This window comes from Citrobacter sp. wls717 (genome assembly GCF_005280955.1).
Classification (GTDB): domain Bacteria; phylum Pseudomonadota; class Gammaproteobacteria; order Enterobacterales; family Enterobacteriaceae; genus Citrobacter; species Citrobacter werkmanii.
Map to the genome: position 1 here is coordinate 1 of NZ_SZWW01000031.1, position 20,190 is coordinate 20,190.

16 protein-coding genes and 1 tRNA gene are annotated in these 20,190 nt (G+C 50.7%); 11 read left to right on the plus strand and 6 right to left on the minus strand.

Annotated features, from left to right (window positions below; all coding sequences use genetic code 11):
• From FDX09_RS23705 to FDX09_RS14930, 10 genes are all read left to right on the plus strand, one after another.
• The coding region (locus FDX09_RS23705) for a hypothetical protein (protein WP_170973243.1) at positions 1–657 on the plus strand (657 nt) is incomplete at its 5' end.
• Between the two features lie 161 nt (positions 658–818).
• Positions 819–1,085 carry a PAAR domain-containing protein gene (locus FDX09_RS14890; RefSeq protein WP_071692255.1) on the plus strand — a complete coding sequence of 89 codons (267 nt, stop codon included), beginning with the start codon at positions 819–821 and terminating at the stop codon, positions 1,083–1,085.
• 4 nt (positions 1,086–1,089) lie between these two features.
• A complete protein-coding gene (locus FDX09_RS14895; protein WP_137347437.1) occupies positions 1,090–2,274 on the plus strand; it encodes a hypothetical protein in 1,185 nt (394 codons plus the stop codon).
• Between the two features lie 13 nt (positions 2,275–2,287).
• On the plus strand, positions 2,288–5,623 hold the full coding sequence (locus FDX09_RS14900) for an ImcF-related family protein (RefSeq protein ID WP_249360010.1): 3,336 nt from the start codon (positions 2,288–2,290) through the stop codon (positions 5,621–5,623).
• On the plus strand, positions 5,620–7,218 hold the full coding sequence (tssA, locus tag FDX09_RS14905) for a type VI secretion system protein TssA (RefSeq protein WP_137347438.1): 1,599 nt from the start codon (positions 5,620–5,622) through the stop codon (positions 7,216–7,218). The genes FDX09_RS14900 and tssA overlap by 4 nt, the downstream gene beginning before the upstream one ends.
• A 22-nt stretch (positions 7,219–7,240) precedes the next feature.
• The gene (tssF, locus tag FDX09_RS14910; RefSeq protein ID WP_137347439.1) at positions 7,241–9,007 is read left to right on the plus strand and encodes a type VI secretion system baseplate subunit TssF; all 1,767 of its coding nucleotides are present in this window, start codon (positions 7,241–7,243) and stop codon (positions 9,005–9,007) included.
• Positions 8,968–10,056 carry a type VI secretion system baseplate subunit TssG gene (gene tssG, locus FDX09_RS14915; protein ID WP_087856800.1) on the plus strand — a complete coding sequence of 363 codons (1,089 nt, stop codon included), beginning with the start codon at positions 8,968–8,970 and terminating at the stop codon, positions 10,054–10,056. The genes tssF and tssG overlap by 40 nt, the downstream gene beginning before the upstream one ends.
• Positions 10,031–10,564: a type VI secretion system lipoprotein TssJ gene (gene tssJ / locus FDX09_RS14920; RefSeq protein ID WP_137347440.1), complete on the plus strand. Its 534-nt coding sequence runs from the start codon at positions 10,031–10,033 to the stop codon at positions 10,562–10,564. The genes tssG and tssJ overlap by 26 nt, the downstream gene beginning before the upstream one ends.
• The gene (gene tssE, locus FDX09_RS14925; RefSeq protein ID WP_085048745.1) at positions 10,564–11,007 is read left to right on the plus strand and encodes a type VI secretion system baseplate subunit TssE; all 444 of its coding nucleotides are present in this window, start codon (positions 10,564–10,566) and stop codon (positions 11,005–11,007) included. Before tssJ ends, tssE begins: the two co-directional genes overlap by 1 nt.
• A gap of 1 nt (position 11,008) precedes the next feature.
• Complete coding sequence (locus FDX09_RS14930) at positions 11,009–12,349, plus strand: VasL domain-containing protein (protein WP_087856798.1); 1,341 nt, start codon at positions 11,009–11,011, stop codon at positions 12,347–12,349.
• Positions 12,350–12,564: 215 nt separating this feature from the next.
• Here FDX09_RS14930 and FDX09_RS14940 read toward each other — a convergent pair.
• Together FDX09_RS14940 and FDX09_RS14945 are read right to left on the minus strand one after the other, a co-directional pair.
• Positions 12,565–12,640: transfer RNA gene (locus FDX09_RS14940), tRNA-Phe, on the minus strand.
• A gap of 105 nt (positions 12,641–12,745) precedes the next feature.
• The gene (locus tag FDX09_RS14945; RefSeq protein ID WP_038633642.1) at positions 12,746–13,453 is read right to left on the minus strand and encodes a DUF554 domain-containing protein; all 708 of its coding nucleotides are present in this window, start codon (positions 13,451–13,453) and stop codon (positions 12,746–12,748) included.
• A 467-nt stretch (positions 13,454–13,920) separates the two neighbouring features.
• Here FDX09_RS14945 and FDX09_RS14955 point away from each other — a divergent pair, with 467 nt between their 5' ends.
• Positions 13,921–16,056 carry an ornithine decarboxylase gene (locus FDX09_RS14955; protein ID WP_137347442.1) on the plus strand — a complete coding sequence of 712 codons (2,136 nt, stop codon included), beginning with the start codon at positions 13,921–13,923 and terminating at the stop codon, positions 16,054–16,056.
• Positions 16,057–16,112: 56 nt separating this feature from the next.
• On the opposite strand, the gene FDX09_RS14960 is transcribed toward FDX09_RS14955, so the two are convergent.
• The 4 genes from FDX09_RS14960 to mutY form a co-directional block, all read right to left on the minus strand.
• On the minus strand, positions 16,113–17,369 hold the full coding sequence (locus tag FDX09_RS14960) for a nucleoside permease (RefSeq protein WP_069324795.1): 1,257 nt from the start codon (positions 17,367–17,369) through the stop codon (positions 16,113–16,115).
• 210 nt (positions 17,370–17,579) lie between these two features.
• Positions 17,580–18,665, minus strand: coding sequence for a membrane-bound lytic murein transglycosylase MltC (mltC, locus tag FDX09_RS14965; protein ID WP_129694833.1), 1,086 nt, complete (start codon positions 18,663–18,665; stop codon positions 17,580–17,582).
• Positions 18,666–18,751: 86 nt separating this feature from the next.
• Entirely contained in the window at positions 18,752–19,021 is a 270-nt protein-coding gene (locus FDX09_RS14970; RefSeq protein WP_003027126.1) for an oxidative damage protection protein, read from the minus strand.
• Between the two features lie 27 nt (positions 19,022–19,048).
• Positions 19,049–20,101, minus strand: coding sequence for an A/G-specific adenine glycosylase (mutY, locus tag FDX09_RS14975; RefSeq protein ID WP_137347583.1), 1,053 nt, complete (start codon positions 20,099–20,101; stop codon positions 19,049–19,051).
• Positions 20,102–20,190 lie beyond the last annotated feature (89 nt).

Below are 20,190 nucleotides of genomic sequence, written 5' to 3' on the forward strand. Positions count from 1 at the left end.
GACCTTCTTGAGAAACCGTGGTTCTCCGTGACCTATCGCTCACATAAATGCCAGCGCACCCGGCGTGATGGTAATTTTAAAAAACACTACGAAGATGATTCCAGTGTCACTACCTATGAGCCGGAGCAGGAAAAGAACAGTAATATTTATAGCGTTACGGTGCCGGTGGAAAAGGGCTGGTACTGTGACTGGAAACTGAGTAATGTTGAATTTAAGCTGAAGTATAAAAAAGGCAGTAAAATTCTTGAGGGAATTGATAAGACAATTTTTAAAAGAATCACGTTTGTGTTTGATGAACATTATCCCCGCGCTGCAAATGGACGATCTCAACCCCTGCCAGGGATAAATAAAGTAATTAATGAGGAGTTTTACCCTCGAAAAAAGGAAAACCATTTAGCCGGAAATCTGGTAACGCTTTCATTTACAGGACGGAAAAATTTCTACGCATACAGGCTTGATAGCGATATTGAACGTGTCATTTTCAGGCCGGTTATACATTTTAATGAAGTGGTTACCTGGATAGATCCTTTAACCTGGGGGCATGGTGAACAGGTAAAACTGGTTTATCCGGATGGTTCAGTCGAGCTTGGAGAAACTGAACCTGATTTCGAACGGCTGCAGAAAATCAGTAGTGAACGCAAAGCATCGGCAAACTAACACTCAGTAGAGATAGATTTGCCAAAAGTGTAACAATTAATTTAATCAAGGATTATGCCAAACATTGCTAGCTCTTCAATGTTTATAGTGGTTCCCAATACAATCATTATATTAAATGATTAGTGAGACTATTTAATAGATATTTTATTAGGAGGTTCATTATGTCAAAAGGTTTTGTTTTGCTTGGTGATAAAACGACTCATGGAGGAAGTGTGATATCTGCATCTTCTACCATGTTTGTTCAAGGGAAAAAAGTAGTTCTTCTGGGGGATCTGGTCAGTTGTCCGATACCCTTCCATGGCATTAATCCTATTATTGAAGGTTCATCAGAATGGTTTTCTGATGGTAAACCGATAGTTGTCGATGGATGCCATAGTCTGTGTGGATGTCAGGTTATTTCAAGTGCGCCGGAAGCATCAATAGGATGAAACCATGGGCTGGGAACGCCATAGAATTATCACGCCCGTAGCTCCTGAACCTCTTTCTCTCTGGCGATGGATACTGGTCGGTATATTATCAGTAATAGTAAGCATCTTACTTTTTGTATTGCATGCAACAGAGCATCTGTTTTTTATTAATAATGTCAACATCTGGCTGGTTTCACTTTTTCCAGTGTTCCTGTGGTTAATAATTGCCAGTATTAGAGGGTATTTATATGGGCGGGCGCTTGAATATTATGAGTTTTTGCAAAAAGAAATATTGATTTCTCAACGTGAATGGCAGTCTTGGGGACAGCGCTCTATTGTCGTGATGAATAGCTGCGTATTGTTACCAGAGAAAATTACCGTTGCAATTATTGCTGGTAATTCAAAGAATATCGCAAACCAATATGATTTGGTTAATCGTATCAATTACTTACCTCAGGTCAAAAATCAATGCCATGCCGCGGCTGTTTTGCTTAACAGTATAGCTGAGTCTCTGAGCATATTACCGACTGGCATTCCGTTGCATGTAACCCTCGTCACGGATGGTTCAACTGAAGAAATTTGCTTACTACAATCCAACTTTCATCGCATCTGGCAGACAAGTTTACCTGCCAAGCCGCAGCCTTCCTCTGTACGGATTGTCACTGAGTTTCCGTGCCACCAACTGGATACGAACCTGAAAGATGCTGAAGTCAGAAGCGATCTTTTTCTGATTTTGCAATTTAATGGGCACGATAAATATTCTGATGGAATGGCTGTTTTTCTTTTAGCCAGTGATGATGTTGCGCGCAATTACGGTTTGGAAGGAAAATGTCGCTTATTGCGTCCAATGCCTCTGGATAAATCGTGTTTGTCGCAAGATTTAACCTCTTTTTTTACTACACAGGTCAGTGCGAAAAAAACCAGGGCCATTGTGTCTGATTACCAGTCAATTGCTTCGTTGAGTACGCAACTCTATCCAATTGCTCATGAGAATGGTGTTCATTGGCAGGTTGAAAACACCATTGTTCTTGAACGATTTATGGGGATCCCCGGTCCATTTTCCGGTTGGCTATGTGCTGGTGTGACCGCTGATATGTCAAAGCATCACTCAGCACCATATTTGATCGTTTCTGTTCAGGAACAACAGCCATATATCTGTACCGTTTTACCCTGGAGTGATAATGAATACGACAAGCCATCTATGGAGTAGGGGAAGTCAGGCTGTGTTGTTTTTGGTAATCCTGGCGGGATTATCATGGCTGGCGAATCGCTTTGGTGAGTATCTGGGTGCAGATTCACCTACGAAGAAATTTCTCTTAGTTGTAGCCACGGCAATTTTAATTATTTTGATTCGCCTGTATCCGTATATCAGCCTTTATGCAAGGGAGCATCTGTTTCGCGTAAGCGAGGAAAATGTCGGCGTTTTTCCTGAAAATGAATCCCGAATAGAGGAAATACTCTCCAGGAATATACGGACAGGAGAAATTCGTGATGCCCTAAAAGGGAATTACGGCCGCCGCTGGCGCGCCAAAACGCGTATTCTGCTGGTGATGGGGGATGCCTCTCAGGTTGAGCTGCTGGTGCCAAAACTCACCTCTCTGCGCTGGGTTGAAGGGGATGGCGTGGTGTTAATCTGGGGAGGTGGGCTCACTGAAACGCCAGATGTCACGCTGTTTGATGCGATACGCAAGCTGCATCGGCGCCCGCTGGACGGGATTGTATGGGTAACCCCCACCTTTCAGCACCAGCAGGCATTGGTTCAATCAGCACCTGTTGTCTCTTTAAGCGCAGAACAAGCAGATAATGCCGCCCGCCATCTTCAGGCTGTTTTTACCACGCTTCGCTGGCGAGTGCCGTTGTACCTTTGGTCGCTGCATGGCACACGGGATGACGTAACCCTACACTCTGCGACGTGTTTGTTTCCTGCAGGATGCACCACGGCTTTATGTCGTTCGCAGTTGACCTCGCTCGCAATACAGATGGCGGAGCAGGGCACGCAGCAGGTTACGCGCAATATCCGCGATAACGTCTTACTGAAAATGGCTAATTTGCTGATGCATGGCGCAGAAGCCATCAGCGAATCGTTGTCCACTTTTTTTAGCCCGCATCGGCCATTGCCGCTGGCGGCGGTCATCTTGAGCCAGTATGCGGAAAGTACCTCATCGGGCGTTGCGCATGCCTGGAGGCGTGATGAGCGCTGGCGTGCGCTGCTTGATTCACTCCCTGCGTTACCAGCTGAACTTAAGGCACAGCGTACAGGCCGTTCAGGGATGGGGGTGTTGGCAGTCTGTACAGCCGGTTTGATACTGCTATGGGGGGCGGGAATGGTGGTGTCTTTCCTGGCGAATCGCAATCTGATCGGCGAAAGTCTGGATCAGGCGAGACTGGCAGGCGGCCCGGATAAACCGCTCGCCGAGCGTCTTACGGCGCTTTCCGCTCTTCAGCAAACGCCAGGCATGCTTCGCTGGCGTCAGCAGAATGGAGTGCCGTGGTACTACCGCTTCGGTTTAAGTCAAAATGATGCTCTGCTGGATGCGCTATGGCCGCGTTATACGCGTATCGCTATTCCGCTCCTGCGTGATGAAGCCGCTCAACATCTTACTCAGGAATTAACGGCTTTAACCCGGCTGGCTCCAGACAGCGCGCAGTTTGCTGCCCAGGCAAAGATCGCCTACAACCAGCTGAAAATGTATCTGATGCTCTCCCGACCTGAACAGATGGAGGCGTCATTTTTTAGTCAGGCGTTGATGCAAGACTGGCCGGACCGAGCGGGTATTTCGCGTGCATCATGGCAGGGCGTTGGGCCTGGACTCTGGCAATTCTGGGGAGAACACCTTCAGGCGCATCCTGAATGGAAAATAGCAGCCGATAAAAATCTTATTAGCCAGGTGCGAACGCTGTTAATTCGTCAGATGGGGATCCGCAATGGCGAAGCTGCCCTGTATCAGAAAATCATTGAACAGGTAACTCCGCATTACACCGATCTTCGTCTGGAAGACATGACCGGCGATACCCGGGCAGAGCACGTATTTTATACCCGCAGTTCGGTTGCTGGCGTGTATACCCGCAAAGCCTGGGAAGAGGAGGTTTTGCCCGCCATAGAGAAAATCGTAAACAACCGCCGGGAAGAAATGGATCAGGTGCTGGGGGATGATACGCATTCTGCAAGCGATCCTCTTTCTCCCCAGGCATTAAAGACGCGTCTTAGCGAGCGTTACTTCACGGATTTTGCCGACAACTGGCTCGATTTTCTCAACAGTATTCGCTGGAAGCGCACCCAGACGCTAAGCGATGCTATCGATCAACTCACGTTGATTGCCGATATTCGTCAGTCTCCTCTGATTGCGTTAATGAATACGCTCGTCGTTCAGGGACGCACAGGGTTAACCGGTGAAGCGCTGTCGGACTCATTGGTGAAGTCGGCAAAGGAGCTATTTAACACTAAAGAAAATCAAACCATTGACCAGCATGCGCGGGAAGAAGGCCCTATGGCGAGTACCTTCTCGCCAATCCTGGCCTTGATGGATGAACAATCGGCCGGGCAGGATATCAGCCACCTGAGTCTGCAAACCTACCTGACCCGGGTAACGCAGGTCAGGCTGAAACTCCAGCAGATTACTAACGCTGCCGATCCGCAGGGAATGAGTCAGGCCCTGGCGCAAACGGTGTTTCAGGGCAAAACCATCGATCTCACCACCACGCGTGACTATGGCAATCTGGTGGCGGCCAGTCTGGGGCAAGCATGGAGTGGATTTGGTCAAACTATGTTTGTTCAGCCGCTGGAGCAGTCATGGCAGCAGGTATTGCAACCGACCGCGGCGGGCCTGAATGCGCAATGGAAGGCGCTGATTGTGAATGACTGGAACAGTGCATTCGGCGGACGATATCCGTTTCGCGATGTTGGCAGCGAGGCTTCTCTGCCGCTGCTGGCGCAATATCTGCGAAGCGATAATGGTCGGATCCCGCATTTTCTCGAAAGCCATTTAAGTGGTGTGCTGCATAAACAGGGACGTCACTGGGTTGCCGACACGGTGAATGCTCAGGGACTGGTGTTTAATCCGGCGTTCCTCGAGGCGATGGACCAGCTCAGTCAAATTGCGGATGTCGCATTTATTCGTGGAGAAGCCGGGATGCGTTTTGAGCTGCGTCCTGGAACGGCGCGGGATGTAATGCAGACCGACCTCGTACTGGATGGGCAGAAACTCACCTACGTTAATCAGATGCCAGCGTGGAAAAACGTTGTCTGGCCTGCCGATACGCAAGCGTCAGGGGCAACCCTAAGCTGGGTGAGCACCAATACGGGAACCCGAATCTACTCAGATAACCCCGGTACCTGGGGGTGGATCCGACTGCTTGAGAAAGCGGAGATAACCGATAACGCTGGCGTGAACAGCGGTTTTAACCTGCGCTGGACAGCGCAGGATGGATTGCCGCTGAACTACACCCTGCGAACGGAAGCAGGTGAAGGCCCGCTCGTATTACTCAAACTCCGCGACTTTGAACTACCAGAAGCAATTTTTGTTGTTAGCAGCAAGATTTCCTCAGAGGAAGAAGAATGAACGCTCTGAAACGTCTACTGGATGCCAGCACGGCTTCGCCAGATGAACAACAGCAACTCATGGAGCAGGCGCAAACGCAGACTGCGCTATGGCAAAACTGGCTATTGCCCATTTCAGCAGCCAACCCTGGTGGTGAAGATCCTGGCTATGACGATGATTTTCAGCGTATGCGAGAGGAGGTGAATAAACTGTCTGGCGCGCAAACGGAGCTCATTATTGAGCTTGCGGAAAAAATTCTGACCCATACCAGTAAAGATGTCCGTGTTGTCACCTACTACACATGGGCGCGTTTGCATCAGGATGGTGAGTCCGGTCTGGCGGATGGTCTGATTTTGCTGGCTGGCCTGATGCAGCAATATGGCGATTCTCTCCATCCCTTAAGAGCCAACAGCCATAAGGCCGCCCTTGAATGGCTGGCAGGCGGGCGGATGCTGGATAGTCTGGCGCGTTTTCCCGAGGTTTCACGACCTGACACGCAACGGATCGCCGGTGCGCTGATGCTACTAGAGCAGCAATTTAGTCAGCGAGAAGAGAGTATTCGTCCAGGGCTTGGGGCGTTGTATAGCGCGCTGGAAAATCGGCTGGCGCAGTCTGGCGGCGCTCAGGCATTGGTACCGCAAAATATCAGCGCTCAACCCAGTCGACACAGCGCAGAAACCCCCGTCCTCAAAAGTATTGCTTCTGGCCGTGAGCTGCTGGAACAGGCACGGGTGTTGGCAAAATACTTAAGCGATCAGCCGGAAGGCTGGCTGGCGGCGCATCATTTGATGAAAAGCGTGCGCCTCGATACGGTCAGCCAGCTTCCTCCGCCAGATGGCGCCGGACGTACACGCCTGGTACCGCCCAAGAGTGATTACCGCGCGCAGCTCAAACGTCTGTATTTGCAGCAAAACTGGACTGAACTGATTGAGTTAACTGACAGCTTATTTGTCGAGGGAGTGAATCATTTCTGGCTGGACGTGCAGTGGTACCTTCATCAGGCTCTAACCAGGGCGGGTTCGCCATGGGATAAAAATGCCACGATTATCATCAGCGATCTGAAAATGCTACTACATCGGATGCCGGGTCTGGAAACACTGGCTTTTAACGATGGAACTCCCTTTGCTGACGATGTCACCCGCGAGTGGATAGCCCGTGACGTGCTGCAGGAAAGCGACTGGCGGACGGAAAAAGTCGCTGCGACTACCGCTGGGGCGGATGACGATATTCTGCTCCTTGAAAGCGAGGCGCTGGCGCTGGCGGATAGCGAAGGCATTGAAGCAGCGCTTGCCTGGCTTCAGACTCGCCCCGGCATTATTTCACCTCGACAGCGTTGGTTACGCCAGTTGTTGATGGCCCGTCTGACCGAACAATGTGGGCGCAACGATCTCGCGCTGCATTTGCTTGGCGAATTGAATACGACAGCACACGCTCTCACCCTCAAACAATGGGAGCCTGAACTGCTGTTTGAAATCAAAGCGCGACGGCTGAAACTTCTGCGTTTAAAAGCCAACCGCAGTGAAAGTGACAAAGCGCGTCTGGCGCCAGAGATGGACTCTCTGTTGTCCGGTTTGGTCGCCATTGATCCCGCCAGAGCCGCCGTCTTGTGTGGCTAAAACTAAAAAAGCGAACTGTAAAATGGAAGATTTAACTCTGCGTTATTATGACGCGGAAATGCGTTATTTAAGGGAAGCGGCAAAAGAGTTTGCGCAGGCGCATCCGGATCGTGCAGCGATGCTGGATCTGGATAAAGTCGGCATTCCCGATCCGTATGTGGAGCGATTATTTGAAGGTTTTGCATTTTCGATGGGACGCTTGCGCGCCAAAATCGATGATCATCTCCCTGAATTTACCGAAGGCTTAATGAGCCTGCTGTGGCCACATTATTTACGTACCATTCCCTCCTTAAGTATTGTCGAGCTTTTACCTGATATTGATGTACTGAAAATGAGCGAACGGATCAATGCGGGGTTTGGTGTATTGTCCCAGCCAGTTGGCCCTAAAAAAACGGTATGTCAGTATCGTACTACTCAGCCCGTCACGCTCAATCCACTGTCTGTCACGGTGGTGAATATTGATGCCGAACCTGACGGACGCTCGGCCATCCGTATGCGAATAAAGTGCAATCCACAGATGGACTGGTCGCAAACCGATCTGACGCGCCTCAGTCTTTATCTGAGCGGCGACGCACCGGTGACCCACGCGCTGCACCTTGCTTTGACAAAGCGTCTGGCCTCTCTTTATTTGAGACTCCCCAATAGCGTAGAACGTATTCGACTGGAGGGGTATTTTTCCCCGGGCGGATTTGCCAGTGAAGACAGTTTATGGGCAAAAGGCAATACGGCGTTTGGCGGTTGGCAATTATTGCTTGAGTATTTTACGTTCCGCGAAAAATTTATGTTTGTCCATCTTAACGGCCTGGAAAAGGTAACGTTTCCTGCCGGTATAGCGTGTTTTGAAATAGAAGCTGTACTGACTCAACAGTGGAGTTCTGAGCTTCCTCTGGGGAGTGAAAACATCCGTCTTCATTGCGTTCCGGTTATTAATCTCTTCACTCTGGAAGCCGATCCGCTGGTGGTTAATGGGCTTGAAAGCGAATATTTGCTGCGTCCGCGCAGATTGCAGGATGGTCACACGGAAATTTATTCGGTGGATGCGGTTTCAGGTTCGCAGCGAACGCGTAATGCCGTCTATGTCCCCTTTACCAGCTTTCGCCACAAGGGAGGCATGATGCGCCGTAATGCGCCTGAACGTTACTACCATACTCGCGTCAGACGCGGCGTATCCGGATTGTATGATACCTGGCTGATACTCGGAGGAGATGCCTGGGAGCGGGATCGTCTGGCTGAGTATGAAACCGTGTCTTTGAAAGTGACCGGCACAAACGGTCAGCTACCCAGACGAGCGTTGCAGAGTTCATTGCTTAATCGTTGTGAGCAGATCCTCCAGACGCCGCTTGCCGTGCGTAATCTATGTAAACCGACTCTCCCCGCTTACCCTCCCGCTGAGGATCGTTTTCACTGGCGAGTGTTGAGTCACCTGGGATCCAGCTTTCTGAATATGATGGCCAGCGCTGAAGTGCTCAAAGGAACGTTGTCTCTCTATAACTGGCAGGATGATGAGCTTAATTATCGTCGTCTGGATGCGATCATGGATGTTCAACAACATGAAATACAGCGCTTTGAAAAAGGATTTCTACTACGAGGGGTGGACATCGAAATAACGCTTGATGAGAACGGATTTACCGGTGAGGGCGATATTCATCTGTTTGGAGAAATGCTTAACCGCTTTTTTGCATTGTATGCGGATATTCATTTGTTTAATCAGCTTACTTTAATCATACAGCCGGCAGGGAAAAGCTTGCGATGGAAAGAGAATCACAATCAGCGGCTACCCGGCTGCTAAATAGCCTTGGTGAAAACCTGCCCCGTACCAATTTTTATCGTTTCTGCCAGTTGCTGGAACAGTGGGGTCCACAAGCACCCTGTCCCGGAAGCCAACAAAGCCCGCGCTTCGATGCCGTTCGTTTTCGCCCTCATCCGGGAATGGGCTTCCCGGCGGGGGAGCTAAAAAGTGCAGTATATGATCCGCAACAACCCACACTGCCGCCAACGGTTCGGGTCACTTTTATGGGGTTGTATGGTGTGGAATCGCCGCTGCCGACAACCTATCAGGATGATATCGCCCAGCGTCAGGAAGGCTCAGACGTTGCCGCTGAGTTTCTGGATATTTTTAATCACCGCTTAATTACGCAGTTTTATCGAGTCTGGCGTAAATATAGCTATCCAGCGACCTTTCGCCCGGGCGGTACAGATGAAACATCGCAATATTTACTGGGGCTAACCGGGTTGGGGATTCCGGGATGTGGTAAACAAACCGAAACCCCGTTATCGCGTTTTTTGGCGCTGTTAGGAATAATGAGAATGCCAACTCGCACGGTGGAAGGAATATCCGCGCTGGTTTCTTTATTATCGCCAACAACAAATATCACCGTGACCCCTCATGATAAACGCTTAATCCTGCTGGATAAGGCGTTAAAAATGAGTACACGGCAACCCGTTAGCCTTCATTCTCGTCCGGTGATGGGGCATAGCGCCGTAGATATTAACAGCCAGGTGCTAATTACTCTGACAACGGATGCTCCCGATGAGGTTCGTGACTGGTTACCCGGTGGTCAGCTTTACCATGATTTTCTCGCGCTGATGCACGTTTATTTAGGTGCCAGGGTGAATGCGAGGCTGCAATTACGGATTTCTCGCTCGGCGCTTCCGGATGCTCAACTTACCAGTAATAAAAGCGAACGCGCAGTACAGCTCGGCCGAACGGCTGTAATGCGTCTGGATAATCCCGAAACGAAGAATCAACTCATAACGATTACACTTGGGCTTTGGCAGAGCCTTAGTCAACACGATCAGCGGAGGGAAGCCGATGAGACTGGCGATTATCGCTATTAATTTTGCCGTAATAACCGCAATGAGCAGTCTGGTAACCGGATGTGGTCTGACACAAAAAGTATCTGAAGGCGCAGTGTCATTAACGAAGTCAATTTTTTATAAGGAAATTAAAACATTGCATTTGGATTTTTCCGCCAGAGAAGCCGCTAATAAAAATGCGCAGGGTATCGCGCTTTCAACTGTCGTACGTATTTACCAACTCAGAGATCGTAAAGCATTTGATTCGGCAAACTATCAGTCTTTATTTGCGCAAGACAGCACGGCGGTGAAAGCAGATTTGTTGGCTCAGAAAGATATTCGGGTACGTCCTGGTGAAAGCGTAACAGTCGATATTCCACTCGAAAATGAAGCGCAATATGTTGGCGTGGCGGGAATGTTCATTTCTCCCGATCAGTCTGAGGATTCATGGCGTGTAGTATTAGGTCGTGAAGATCTCGATCCTGATAAGGCGCGAGTGATTGAATTAAATTCTCAGGCTCTGGCTCTCCTGACGCAGGAGGACGAGTAATGACTAAACGGCCTTCTCTTTATGACATCTTGCTGGGTAATTTTTCCGGTGGTTTTCCTTTGCACGCAGTTAGTGAAAACACGCAGGTCATTTTGTCCGTCCTCGATAATATGCAGCGGATTTTGAATACTCGTGCCGGTAGCCTCAAACATTTGCCCGACTACGGTCTGCCGGATATGACCAAAATCCTCCAGGGGATGCCAGGAACGGCGCATCAGCTTATCAGCATACTTTCTCAGGTTTTATTGAAATATGAACCGCGACTAAAAGGTATTCAGGTAACGATGCAGGAGCAGGAAGCGCCGGGGCATTTGCGTTATGCAATCGATGCTGAACTGCAGGACCTGGGCATTGTTCGCTATGGCACTGACTTTACCCCTGAGGGACGGGTGCTTATTCGTCATCTTAAGAAGCAGGGCTGGCTTGAGACGAGAGTGTACTGACATGGAAAAGAATCGCATCATCACCGGTGGCGACCCGCGTGCTTTTACGGAGTTCGGGCAGTTACGCGATGAAATCAGCAAACTGACTCACCCCGCGCGCCCGGATGTTGACTGGCACAAGGTTGAACAGTTAAGCCTGACATTGTTTCGTCATAACGGCGTCGAACTGCAAACCCTGGCCTGGTATACCGTCGGCAGAATACGTAATGCGGGCCTGGTAGGGCTTGCCGAAGGCGCGGAACTTATGGAAGCCTTATTGACGCATCACTGGAGTGCTATATGGCCGCAGCAGACGCATGCCCGCGTTGAGGTTCTTGCATGGCTGTCTGCCCGTTTACAGCAAGAATTGCGTACGCTGACGCTGTCATATGCTGATTTATCAATGGTGTATCGGGTTGAACAGAGTTTAAAACATGCCTGCGAAGTGCTGCAGCGACTTGAGTTGAAAGCGCTGAGTAAACTGGAGGCAGTGGTTACCTGGATGCACAATGCTGCTTTGCGTCTGGAGAAGGCTGAAGCGGATTCGGGAGCGGGCGCTGTGATGATACCGGCTTCAGGTGCGACCATTAACGTTGAGACGTCAGTGCCACAGTTGGTCTTTGTGGTTAATGAACCTGTGCCATCAGAGCAATCGAGCGCAACGGTTTTTGCTACTCAAACCGCACATGGAACCCGACGGATGTGGTTGGGGTTTGCGATCGGTGTCATGGTGACTGCGGTCGTAAATACAGGCGCTTTTCTTGGTATCACTCATATGCGCGCCGACGGATATGAACTGGTGAAGCCATTGCCGCAGATGCTGACGCCAGAGCAATTGTCCACGTTGAGGCAATCTTCAGATTTGAAGGAACAGAAGCAGGAAATAATTGCCGCAACGCAAGGGCAATTGGACGTTTTACATGACCTGTCACCTTTGTGGTCGAGAGAATATGCCGCATCATTAGCGCAGCAGTTAGTCACCCTGTGGCCGGAGGAATCGCAGACAACGACATTCGTTAGTGGGTTACAGAAAGCGTTAACCACGGAAGCATTGCCGGAAAGCGCTCTGCAAAACTGGCATGATGCCCAGCAGGGTCTGGACGCGTTAACCGCCCGGCTAAATATGCTTGATGAACGCAAAGGTAAATATCTGACGGGGTCGGAGCTGAAATCAGCCATTTTCACTATCCGCCGCCAGCTTGACCAAACGCCGCCGACAGAAGAGTTATTGCGTCAAATAGATGACGAATTAAAAAAGCAGGGGAGTGTATCACCCGCTTTGTATCAGCAGCTCGATATGCGGATTAATCAGCTTCTTAATCGCTATATGCTATTGAAAGAAAGCGCTACGGGAAGGGATTAGATTCTATTCCCCAAAAAGCAAAAACCCGCCTTTTGGGCGGGTTCTTTAAATAGTGGTGCCCGGACTCGGACTAACGCCGTAGGCGTTGAACAGCGTGCTTGTCGCGCTGGCCCCGAAGGGGTGAGCCGCTGGCGGCGAATAATCGAACGGAGTTCGATGGAGAGTCCGCTTCTCCAAAAGCAAAAACCCGCCTTTTGGGCGGGTTCTTTAAATAGTGGTGCCCGGACTCGGAATCGAACCAAGGACACGGGGATTTTCAATCCCCTGCTCTACCGACTGAGCTATCCGGGCAACGAGGCGCATTAAACCCGATTCGCTTCGCTTCGTCAACGAAATTTCTTCAAATCAATGCAGACTGCACAATCTATCACCACATTGCTGCTATTGCACGCATTCTCAGGCAAAAAATGCCGTCCACGCGGCGGAAAGCGGCATTGCCAGCAGCAGGGCCGGAAGCATATTTACAACGGCAAACATTTTGATGCCGCAAATACGTAAACCGGTTGCCAGCAGCAATAGTCCGCCTACAGCGCTGAAATCAGCCATCATCGCAGGCGTGGTCAGGGGTAAAATCAGCGCCGCGCAGGCGGCCAGCGTCAACTGGATTGCCAGCATCGGCACACAAATGGCAGAGACCGCGATCCCCAGCGAACAGGCAAAAATGATGGCCGTGAAGAAATCAAGAAACGATTTCGCGATTAATATATTTGGATCGCCGGTCATGCCTTCATGTATCGCCCCGAAGATCCCGGTTCCGCTGGCGCAAAACAGCACGATGATGGCCACGTAACTTTGGATAAATGATTCATGCGTTGCGTTGGCGTCCGAACGGGTGAAAAGCTGCTGTGCTTTGGCTACGGCGGCGTTAATCCCTTTCTCCAGATGACAGAATTCGCCAATTAACGCGCCAACCAGCGTTGCCAGAACCATTACCGGCAAGTTGGCGCATTTGATAACCAGCAAGATACCAATTCCCAAAGAGCACAGGCCGAATATGGAGGTCATCGAGACCCGAATGCGCTCCGGTAAATGCTGGCTAAGTAGTGCGCCGAAAACGCCGCCAAATAAAATGGCGCCGCCATTAATAAAGGGTCCGATTACCACGTTTGCTCCTGCATACCCATTATCGTCTTGATCCTGAAGGCAATTGACTGGGTGAAATTATGTTTCAGATTGCATTATTATGCCGCTAATTTCAGACAAAATGTTTGTTTATCTGTGAGGTTTTAGCTCCGGATTTTATCTTGCGCCTGTCAGTGAAAGGTGCCATGATTGCGCGAATTTTCTCCTGTCTGAATGGGGCTGCCTGGGATGAAATTATTCCCCCTACATCGCCTTCCCTATCGCCTTTTTGCGCGACGCTTGCCCCTTCCTGCAACATATCTTCACGCTTCCACCATGCGGTGAGGTAAGCGCACGCTCACTGCAGGATAACAGTAAGATCAGAGGCTATCTGCTTTTACTGATGTCTGGCGGTCGGGGCTGGTAACCAGTTTGACCTGTCATTTCGTGGGCAAAGCAGTGCGGCTTTGCCGGGACTTTTGATTTTCCCGAAACGGGTTATTGCGCTTATGAAATCAATGAAAATTGCCGCCAGTAGTGAACTGGTCTCTCGTCTGTCCAGCCATCGTCAGGTGGTCTCGTTGGACAGCACTGATTTTACTGACGTTGCGGCAGTCGTCATTACCGTTGCGGACAGCCGCAGCGGGATCCTTGCTTTGCTTAAACGCACAGGTTTTCATTTACCCGTGTTTCTGTTCGCGGAATCCGATGTGGAGGTGCCAGCGGGAGTCAATGCGGTCATTCGCGGTCAGGCTCAGGAGTGGCTGGAGCTGGAGACTGCTGCCTGTCAGTATGAAGACGATCTACTGCCGCCGTTCTACGACACGCTGACCCAGTATGTCGAAATGGGGAACAGCACGTTTGCCTGCCCGGGACACCAACACGGTGAGTTTTTTAAGAAGCATCCTGCGGGGCGGCATTTCTACGAATTCTTTGGTGAGAATCTGTTTCGTGCGGACATGTGCAACGCTGACGTTAAGCTTGGCGATCTGCTGATTCATGAAGGGTCAGCGAAACATGCGCAGAAATTTGCCGCGAAAGTTTTCCACGCGGATAAAACCTACTTTGTGCTGAACGGAACCTCTGCGGCCAATAAAGTGGTAACCAATGCGCTGCTGACGCGTGGGGATCTGGTGCTTTTTGACCGTAACAACCATAAGTCGAACCACCACGGCGCGCTGATCCAGGCGGGTGCAACGCCGGTTTATCTGGAAGCGGCGCGTAATCCGTTTGGCTTTATCGGCGGCATTGATGAGCACTGCTTTGATGAGCAGTACCTGCGTCAGCAGATCCGTGAAGTTGCGCCACAAAAGGCTGACCAGCCGCGTCCGTTCCGTCTGGCGATCATTCAACTCGGCACTTATGACGGCACGATCTACAACGCCCGGCAGGTGATCGACAAGATCGGTAGCCTGTGTGATTACATCCTGTTTGATTCCGCATGGGTCGGCTACGAGCAATTTATCCCGATGATGGCCGATAGCTCACCGTTGCTGTTGGAGCTTAATGCTAACGATCCGGGGATCTTTGTGACGCAGTCAGTACACAAACAACAGGCTGGGTTTTCGCAAACCTCGCAGATCCACAAAAAGGATAACCACATTCGCGGCCAGGCGCGGTTCTGCCCGCATAAGCGGCTGAACAACGCGTTTATGCTGCATGCTTCCACCAGTCCGTTTTATCCGCTGTTTGCGGCGTTGGACGTTAACGCCAAAATTCATGAAGGCGAGAGCGGTCGTCGGCTATGGGCGGAGTGCGTGGCGCTGGGAATCGAGGCCCGTAAAGCGATAATTGCTCGCTGTAAGATGATTCAGCCGTTTATTCCCCCGGTGGTTGATGGCAAACCGTGGGAAACCTATCCGACGGCGGTGATTGCCAGCGAGCGTCGCTTCTTTAGCTTTGAGCCTGGCGCGAAGTGGCATGGTTTTTCCGGTTACGCGCGCGACCAGTATTTTGTCGATCCCTGCAAGCTGTTGTTAACTACCCCGGGCATTGATGCGCAAACCGGGCAATATACTGAGTTTGGTATTCCGGCGACGATTCTGGCGCATTACCTGCGTGAAAACGGCATTGTGCCGGAGAAATGCGACCTCAACTCGATTCTGTTCCTGCTGACCCCGGCTGAAAGCGCAGAGAAAATGGCGCAACTGGTGGCGATGCTGGCGCAGTTTGAACAGCACATTGAGAATGACACGCCGCTGGCTGAAGTGCTGCCCACCATCTTCAACAAGTATCCGGTGCGCTACCGGGATTACACGCTGCGTGAACTGTGTCAGGAGATGCACTCACTGTACGTCAGCTTTGATGTGAAAGATCTGCAAAAAGCGATGTTCCGTCAGGAGAGTCTGCCTGCCGTGGCGATGAATCCGCAGGATGCCAACAGCGCTTTTATTCGTGGTGATGTTGAACTGGTGCGTATTTGTGATGCTGCTGGCCGCATTGCGGCGGAAGGTGCGCTGCCTTATCCTCCGGGCGTGCTGTGCGTGGTGCCTGGCGAAGTCTGGGGCGGGGCGGTGCAACAATACTTCCTGGCGCTGGAAGAGGGGGTAAACCTGCTGCCTGGCTTCTCGCCGGAGCTGCAAGGCGTTTACAGTGAGACGGATGCAGACGGCATTAAGCGTCTGTATGGATATGTTGTGAAATAAGCGCCATCTGGCCAAAAAGAAGGTCACCTGATGGTGACCTTCTTTCATTATAAAGATTAGTGTGCGATGGTCTGCGTGCCTGCCGGAACGCGCACGTGTTTGTATTTAAACAGCGCAACGAAGGCAAATGCCAGAACCAGCGAGTAACCTGCGAAGATTAGCCACACGGTCTGCCAGTCGGTAATACCGTTCAGCGTGTAGTGTTCAACCACTTTGCCGCTCACCAGACCACCCAGAATACAACCGAAGCCGTTGGTCATCATCAGGAACATACCCTGTGCACTGGCACGAATTTCAGGGCGAACTTCTTTCTCCACGAACACGGAGCCAGAGATGTTGAAGAAGTCGAAGGCGCAGCCGTAAACAATCATCGACAGAACCAGCAGTACGGTACCGAACGGCGTCGGATCGCCGTAGGCAAACAGGCCGAAGCGCAGCATCCACGCGACGATACTGATCAGCATCACGTTCTTAATACCGTAACGGCTTAAGAAGAACGGGATGGTCAGGATAAACAGGGTCTCAGAAATCTGTGAAATCGACATCATCACCGATGCGTGTTCAACGATAAAGCTACCAGAGAACAGCGGGTTGTTGTCGAAGCTGTGCAGGAAGGTATTACCAAACATATTGGTAATCTGCAGCTCCGCGCCCAGCATCATTGAGAAGATGAAGAAAATCGCCATGCGCTTGTTTTTAAACAGCGCAAAGGCATCCAGACCCAGCATAGACGACCAGCTCTGGTTTTTCTGCTGATTGGCGACCGGAATATGCGGCAGCGTCAGAGTGAACAGCGCCAGTACCACAGACAACGTCGCACCGATATACAGCTGCATATGACTCAGTTCAAAGCCGGAGAAGCTTACGCCCCACATCGCCATGATAAAGCCGATGGTGCCCCAGATACGAATTGGCGGGAAATCGGTAACGATATCCATCCCGGCTGATTGCAGACGATAGTAGGAGATGGTGTTGATGAGCCCCAGCGTTGGCATATAGGCCAGCGAGTTAAGCAAAATCACAAAGAACATGGCGCCTGGCGTGGTGACTTCGGCTGCGGCGAACAGCGTTGCGGCACCGACCAGGTGACAAATGGTGTATACCCATTTCGCACTGACCCATTTGTCGGCCACGATCCCTAACAGCGTCGGCATAAACACGGCGGCGATCCCCAGCGAGCTATACACCGCGCCAATGGATGCACCATCGAATTTAAGGGTGACAAACATATAGGAGCCGAGAGTAGTCAGCCAACTACCCCATAAGCAGAACTGCAGAAACGAGAGAACTTTCAGCTGCAGCTTAAGATTCATGTTAATTTCCTCACACCGTAATGCGGATGAATGTTTTAAAAGGCACATTTGCCGTGGCTATATGATGTGATTCTATCAACGAGCAGCACTCTTTTTTTGTTACCTGTGACAAATATTTGCAAACAATTTCTAATTGCAAGGCAAAAGAGTGATGGAGTTAACACTTTTCCCTCTTCTTAACCTCGTTTAAGGGGACAGAAGAGGGATACATTAGCGGCGTCGATATGATTTTTGTGCGGAATTGACCTTGTAAAGGTATCGGCGTGATTCAGCTGATGGGTGTCGGGTGGTCAGGATTTGATAAACGTCCCCAGGGGACATGCTGTTAATGATATTCGCGGCCTGAATTTTATCATTCGAGAACACGCGCAGCACGCTGCCGGCACCGCCGTTATACGCGGTGATCACCGCATAGCGACGCGAGGTTGGATTATCAATGCCGCCCAAATAGACATTGTTGAGCATGGCCAGATAAGCCGTGCCGGTATCAATGTTGCTGGCCGGGTCAAACAGGAAGCTGCGGCTAGGTGTGCCTGAGCGCCCTTGCGAGCGGAAAACATCTTTCCCGGCGCTGTGTTGTACCACCTGCATCAGTCCCAGCGCATCGGCATGGCTGACCGCATACGGGTTAAACGAGGATTCGGTTTGCATGATGGCCAGAATCAGCGATTCGTCAACGCCATACTTACGCGATGCCTGACGCACCATGCCGATGTATTTATGCGCGCGCTTATCAAGGTGGTTTGGTACCAGATTGATCGTTACGCTATAAATGATACGCAGGCCATTGCTGCGGCTTTTAAGTCGCGTTTGCAGCAGGTAGTTGGCAAAGTTGGTGGCACGTCCCTCCCAACGAATTGGTTGGCCGGTATTATCGACCACCTGTCCGTACAGGAACGGCTCTTTGGAAATCTTAATGTCGTCGACATCGGAATAGAGATCGATAGAACCCGGATCATCACCCATCAGCAACGTCTTGATAATCGCCCGACGCAGGTGTCCGGCAGGGTCTGTTCCGGCAATGGTCTCGACAGTTATCGTACCGTCATCAAAGTTGATGTGGCTGCGGGTTTGGTACTGATCGGTATACTTTACGTAGTCCTTCGGACCCGCAATCAGCACTTCCTTAAATCCCCACAGATTCTCAATGTTATGGGCAAATTGCCCCATCAGAATATCAAAACCGTTGGTATCCTTGACCCAGGCTTCGTTATAGGAATCGCCTTTTTTGGTCGAACTGGAACAGGAGATGAGCAACGGCGCAATAACGGCAAGCGCGAGATATTTTTTCATCATTCCGGGAGTGCGTGTTGTGTTTGTTATATGCAAGGACCAGATTAAATCGTCGGCCGGATAAGCGCAGCGCCATCCGGCAACGGTTCTTATGACTCTGGTGTATAGCCTTCAATATGCACGTCCTTACCCTCAAACAGGAAGTTGATCATCTCCTGCTCCAGCAGCTTACGGTGCTCGACGTTCATCATATTGAGTTTCTTCTCGTTAATCAGCATGGTTTGCTTGTGCTGCCATTGCGCCCAGGCTTCTTTAGAAATCTCGTTATAAATGCGTTTTCCCAGATCGCCTGGGTACAGCTGAAAATCCTGACCTTCTGCTTCGCGTTGCAGGAAAGTGCAAAAAATCGTTCTGCTCATAAAAAATCCTCTCTTTCGACCGCTACGTTAAACTTGTGTACCGGCACGTAATTGCTGTAACAAACGCTCCACGGGAGCCGCCAGCCCAACAGATGGCGGTTGCGCTAAGTTATACCAGAGCGCGTTGCCTTCATCCATGCATGAGGTGAATGAAGACACGGGAAGCCACATAGGCACAATATCTAAGTGGAAATGGCTAAAGGTATGGCGAAACGCATTAAGTTGGATCAGATTATCTGTGTTAATTTGCCGTTGCGCCAGCCACTTACGCAGCCCATCTTCGTCGTCAAACTGTGGAAAACAGTATAAACCACCCCATAAGCCGCTGGGCGGACGCTGCGATAGCAACACCTCGTCATCATGCTGCAGCAGTAAAAAATAGCCCGTACGTTCCGGTAACGTCTGTTTGGGTTTTTTACCAGGATACAGCGCCCAGCTTGCATTGGCGGCCGCTACACAGCCATTTTCTAACGGACACAGCGAACATTTAGGCTTTGAACGTGTACAAACCATAGCGCCTAAATCCATCATCGCCTGGTTAAAACGCTCAACGCCGTGGGCAGGCGTAACCTGCTCGCTCAGTTCCCACAGTTTCTTTTCGACCTCTTTTTTCCCCGGCCAGCCGCTTACAGCATAACAGCGAGCCAGCACGCGTTTGACGTTACCGTCAAGAATCGGAAAATGCTGACCCAGAGAGAGTGAAAGGATCGCGCCTGCGGTCGAGCGTCCAACGCCTGGCAGGGCGGCGACTTCATCAAAGGTTTGCGGAAAAGTACCGCCATGCAGCGCCACAACCTGCTGCGCGGCTTTATGTAAATTGCGCGCACGGGCGTAATAGCCCAGTCCGGTCCATAAATGCAGAACTTCATCCAGCGGCGCATGGGCCAAATCCGTTACCGTCGGGAAGCGCGCCATAAAGCGCTCAAAATAGGGGATAACGGTGGCAACCTGAGTTTGTTGCAGCATCACCTCAGAGAGCCATACTTTGTAAGGCGTCTTGTCAATTTGCCAGGGCAGCGTCTTGCGCCCGTATTTGTCGTACCAGCTCAAAACCTGAGCTGAAAATTGAGAGGCTTGCATGATTACCGTTTCATTATTGCCGGGGGCAAGATTGCAGCACAGCGGCAACGGGGTGTAAACCGGAACTTTCCGCTGCTCACTTTCTTCCT

What these genes read in the sequence shown, in the direction of transcription:
- FDX09_RS14890 (WP_071692255.1), top strand. Translation starts at nt 819, where the DNA reads ATGTCAAAAGGTTTTGTTTTGCTTGGTGATAAAACGACTCATGGAGGA.
- FDX09_RS14895 (WP_137347437.1), top strand. Translation starts at nt 1,090, where the DNA reads ATGGGCTGGGAACGCCATAGAATTATCACGCCCGTAGCTCCTGAACCT.
- tssA (WP_137347438.1), top strand. Translation starts at nt 5,620, where the DNA reads ATGAACGCTCTGAAACGTCTACTGGATGCCAGCACGGCTTCGCCAGAT.
- tssF (WP_137347439.1), top strand. Translation starts at nt 7,241, where the DNA reads ATGGAAGATTTAACTCTGCGTTATTATGACGCGGAAATGCGTTATTTA.
- tssG (WP_087856800.1), top strand. Translation starts at nt 8,968, where the DNA reads ATGGAAAGAGAATCACAATCAGCGGCTACCCGGCTGCTAAATAGCCTT.
- tssJ (WP_137347440.1), top strand. Translation starts at nt 10,031, where the DNA reads ATGAGACTGGCGATTATCGCTATTAATTTTGCCGTAATAACCGCAATG.
- tssE (WP_085048745.1), top strand. Translation starts at nt 10,564, where the DNA reads ATGACTAAACGGCCTTCTCTTTATGACATCTTGCTGGGTAATTTTTCC.
- FDX09_RS14930 (WP_087856798.1), top strand. Translation starts at nt 11,009, where the DNA reads ATGGAAAAGAATCGCATCATCACCGGTGGCGACCCGCGTGCTTTTACG.
- FDX09_RS14955 (WP_137347442.1), top strand. Translation starts at nt 13,921, where the DNA reads ATGAAATCAATGAAAATTGCCGCCAGTAGTGAACTGGTCTCTCGTCTG.
- FDX09_RS14960 (WP_069324795.1), bottom strand. Translation starts at nt 17,369, where the DNA reads ATGAATCTTAAGCTGCAGCTGAAAGTTCTCTCGTTTCTGCAGTTCTGC.
- mltC (WP_129694833.1), bottom strand. Translation starts at nt 18,665, where the DNA reads ATGATGAAAAAATATCTCGCGCTTGCCGTTATTGCGCCGTTGCTCATC.
- FDX09_RS14970 (WP_003027126.1), bottom strand. Translation starts at nt 19,021, where the DNA reads ATGAGCAGAACGATTTTTTGCACTTTCCTGCAACGCGAAGCAGAAGGT.
- mutY (WP_137347583.1), bottom strand. Translation starts at nt 20,101, where the DNA reads ATGCAAGCCTCTCAATTTTCAGCTCAGGTTTTGAGCTGGTACGACAAA.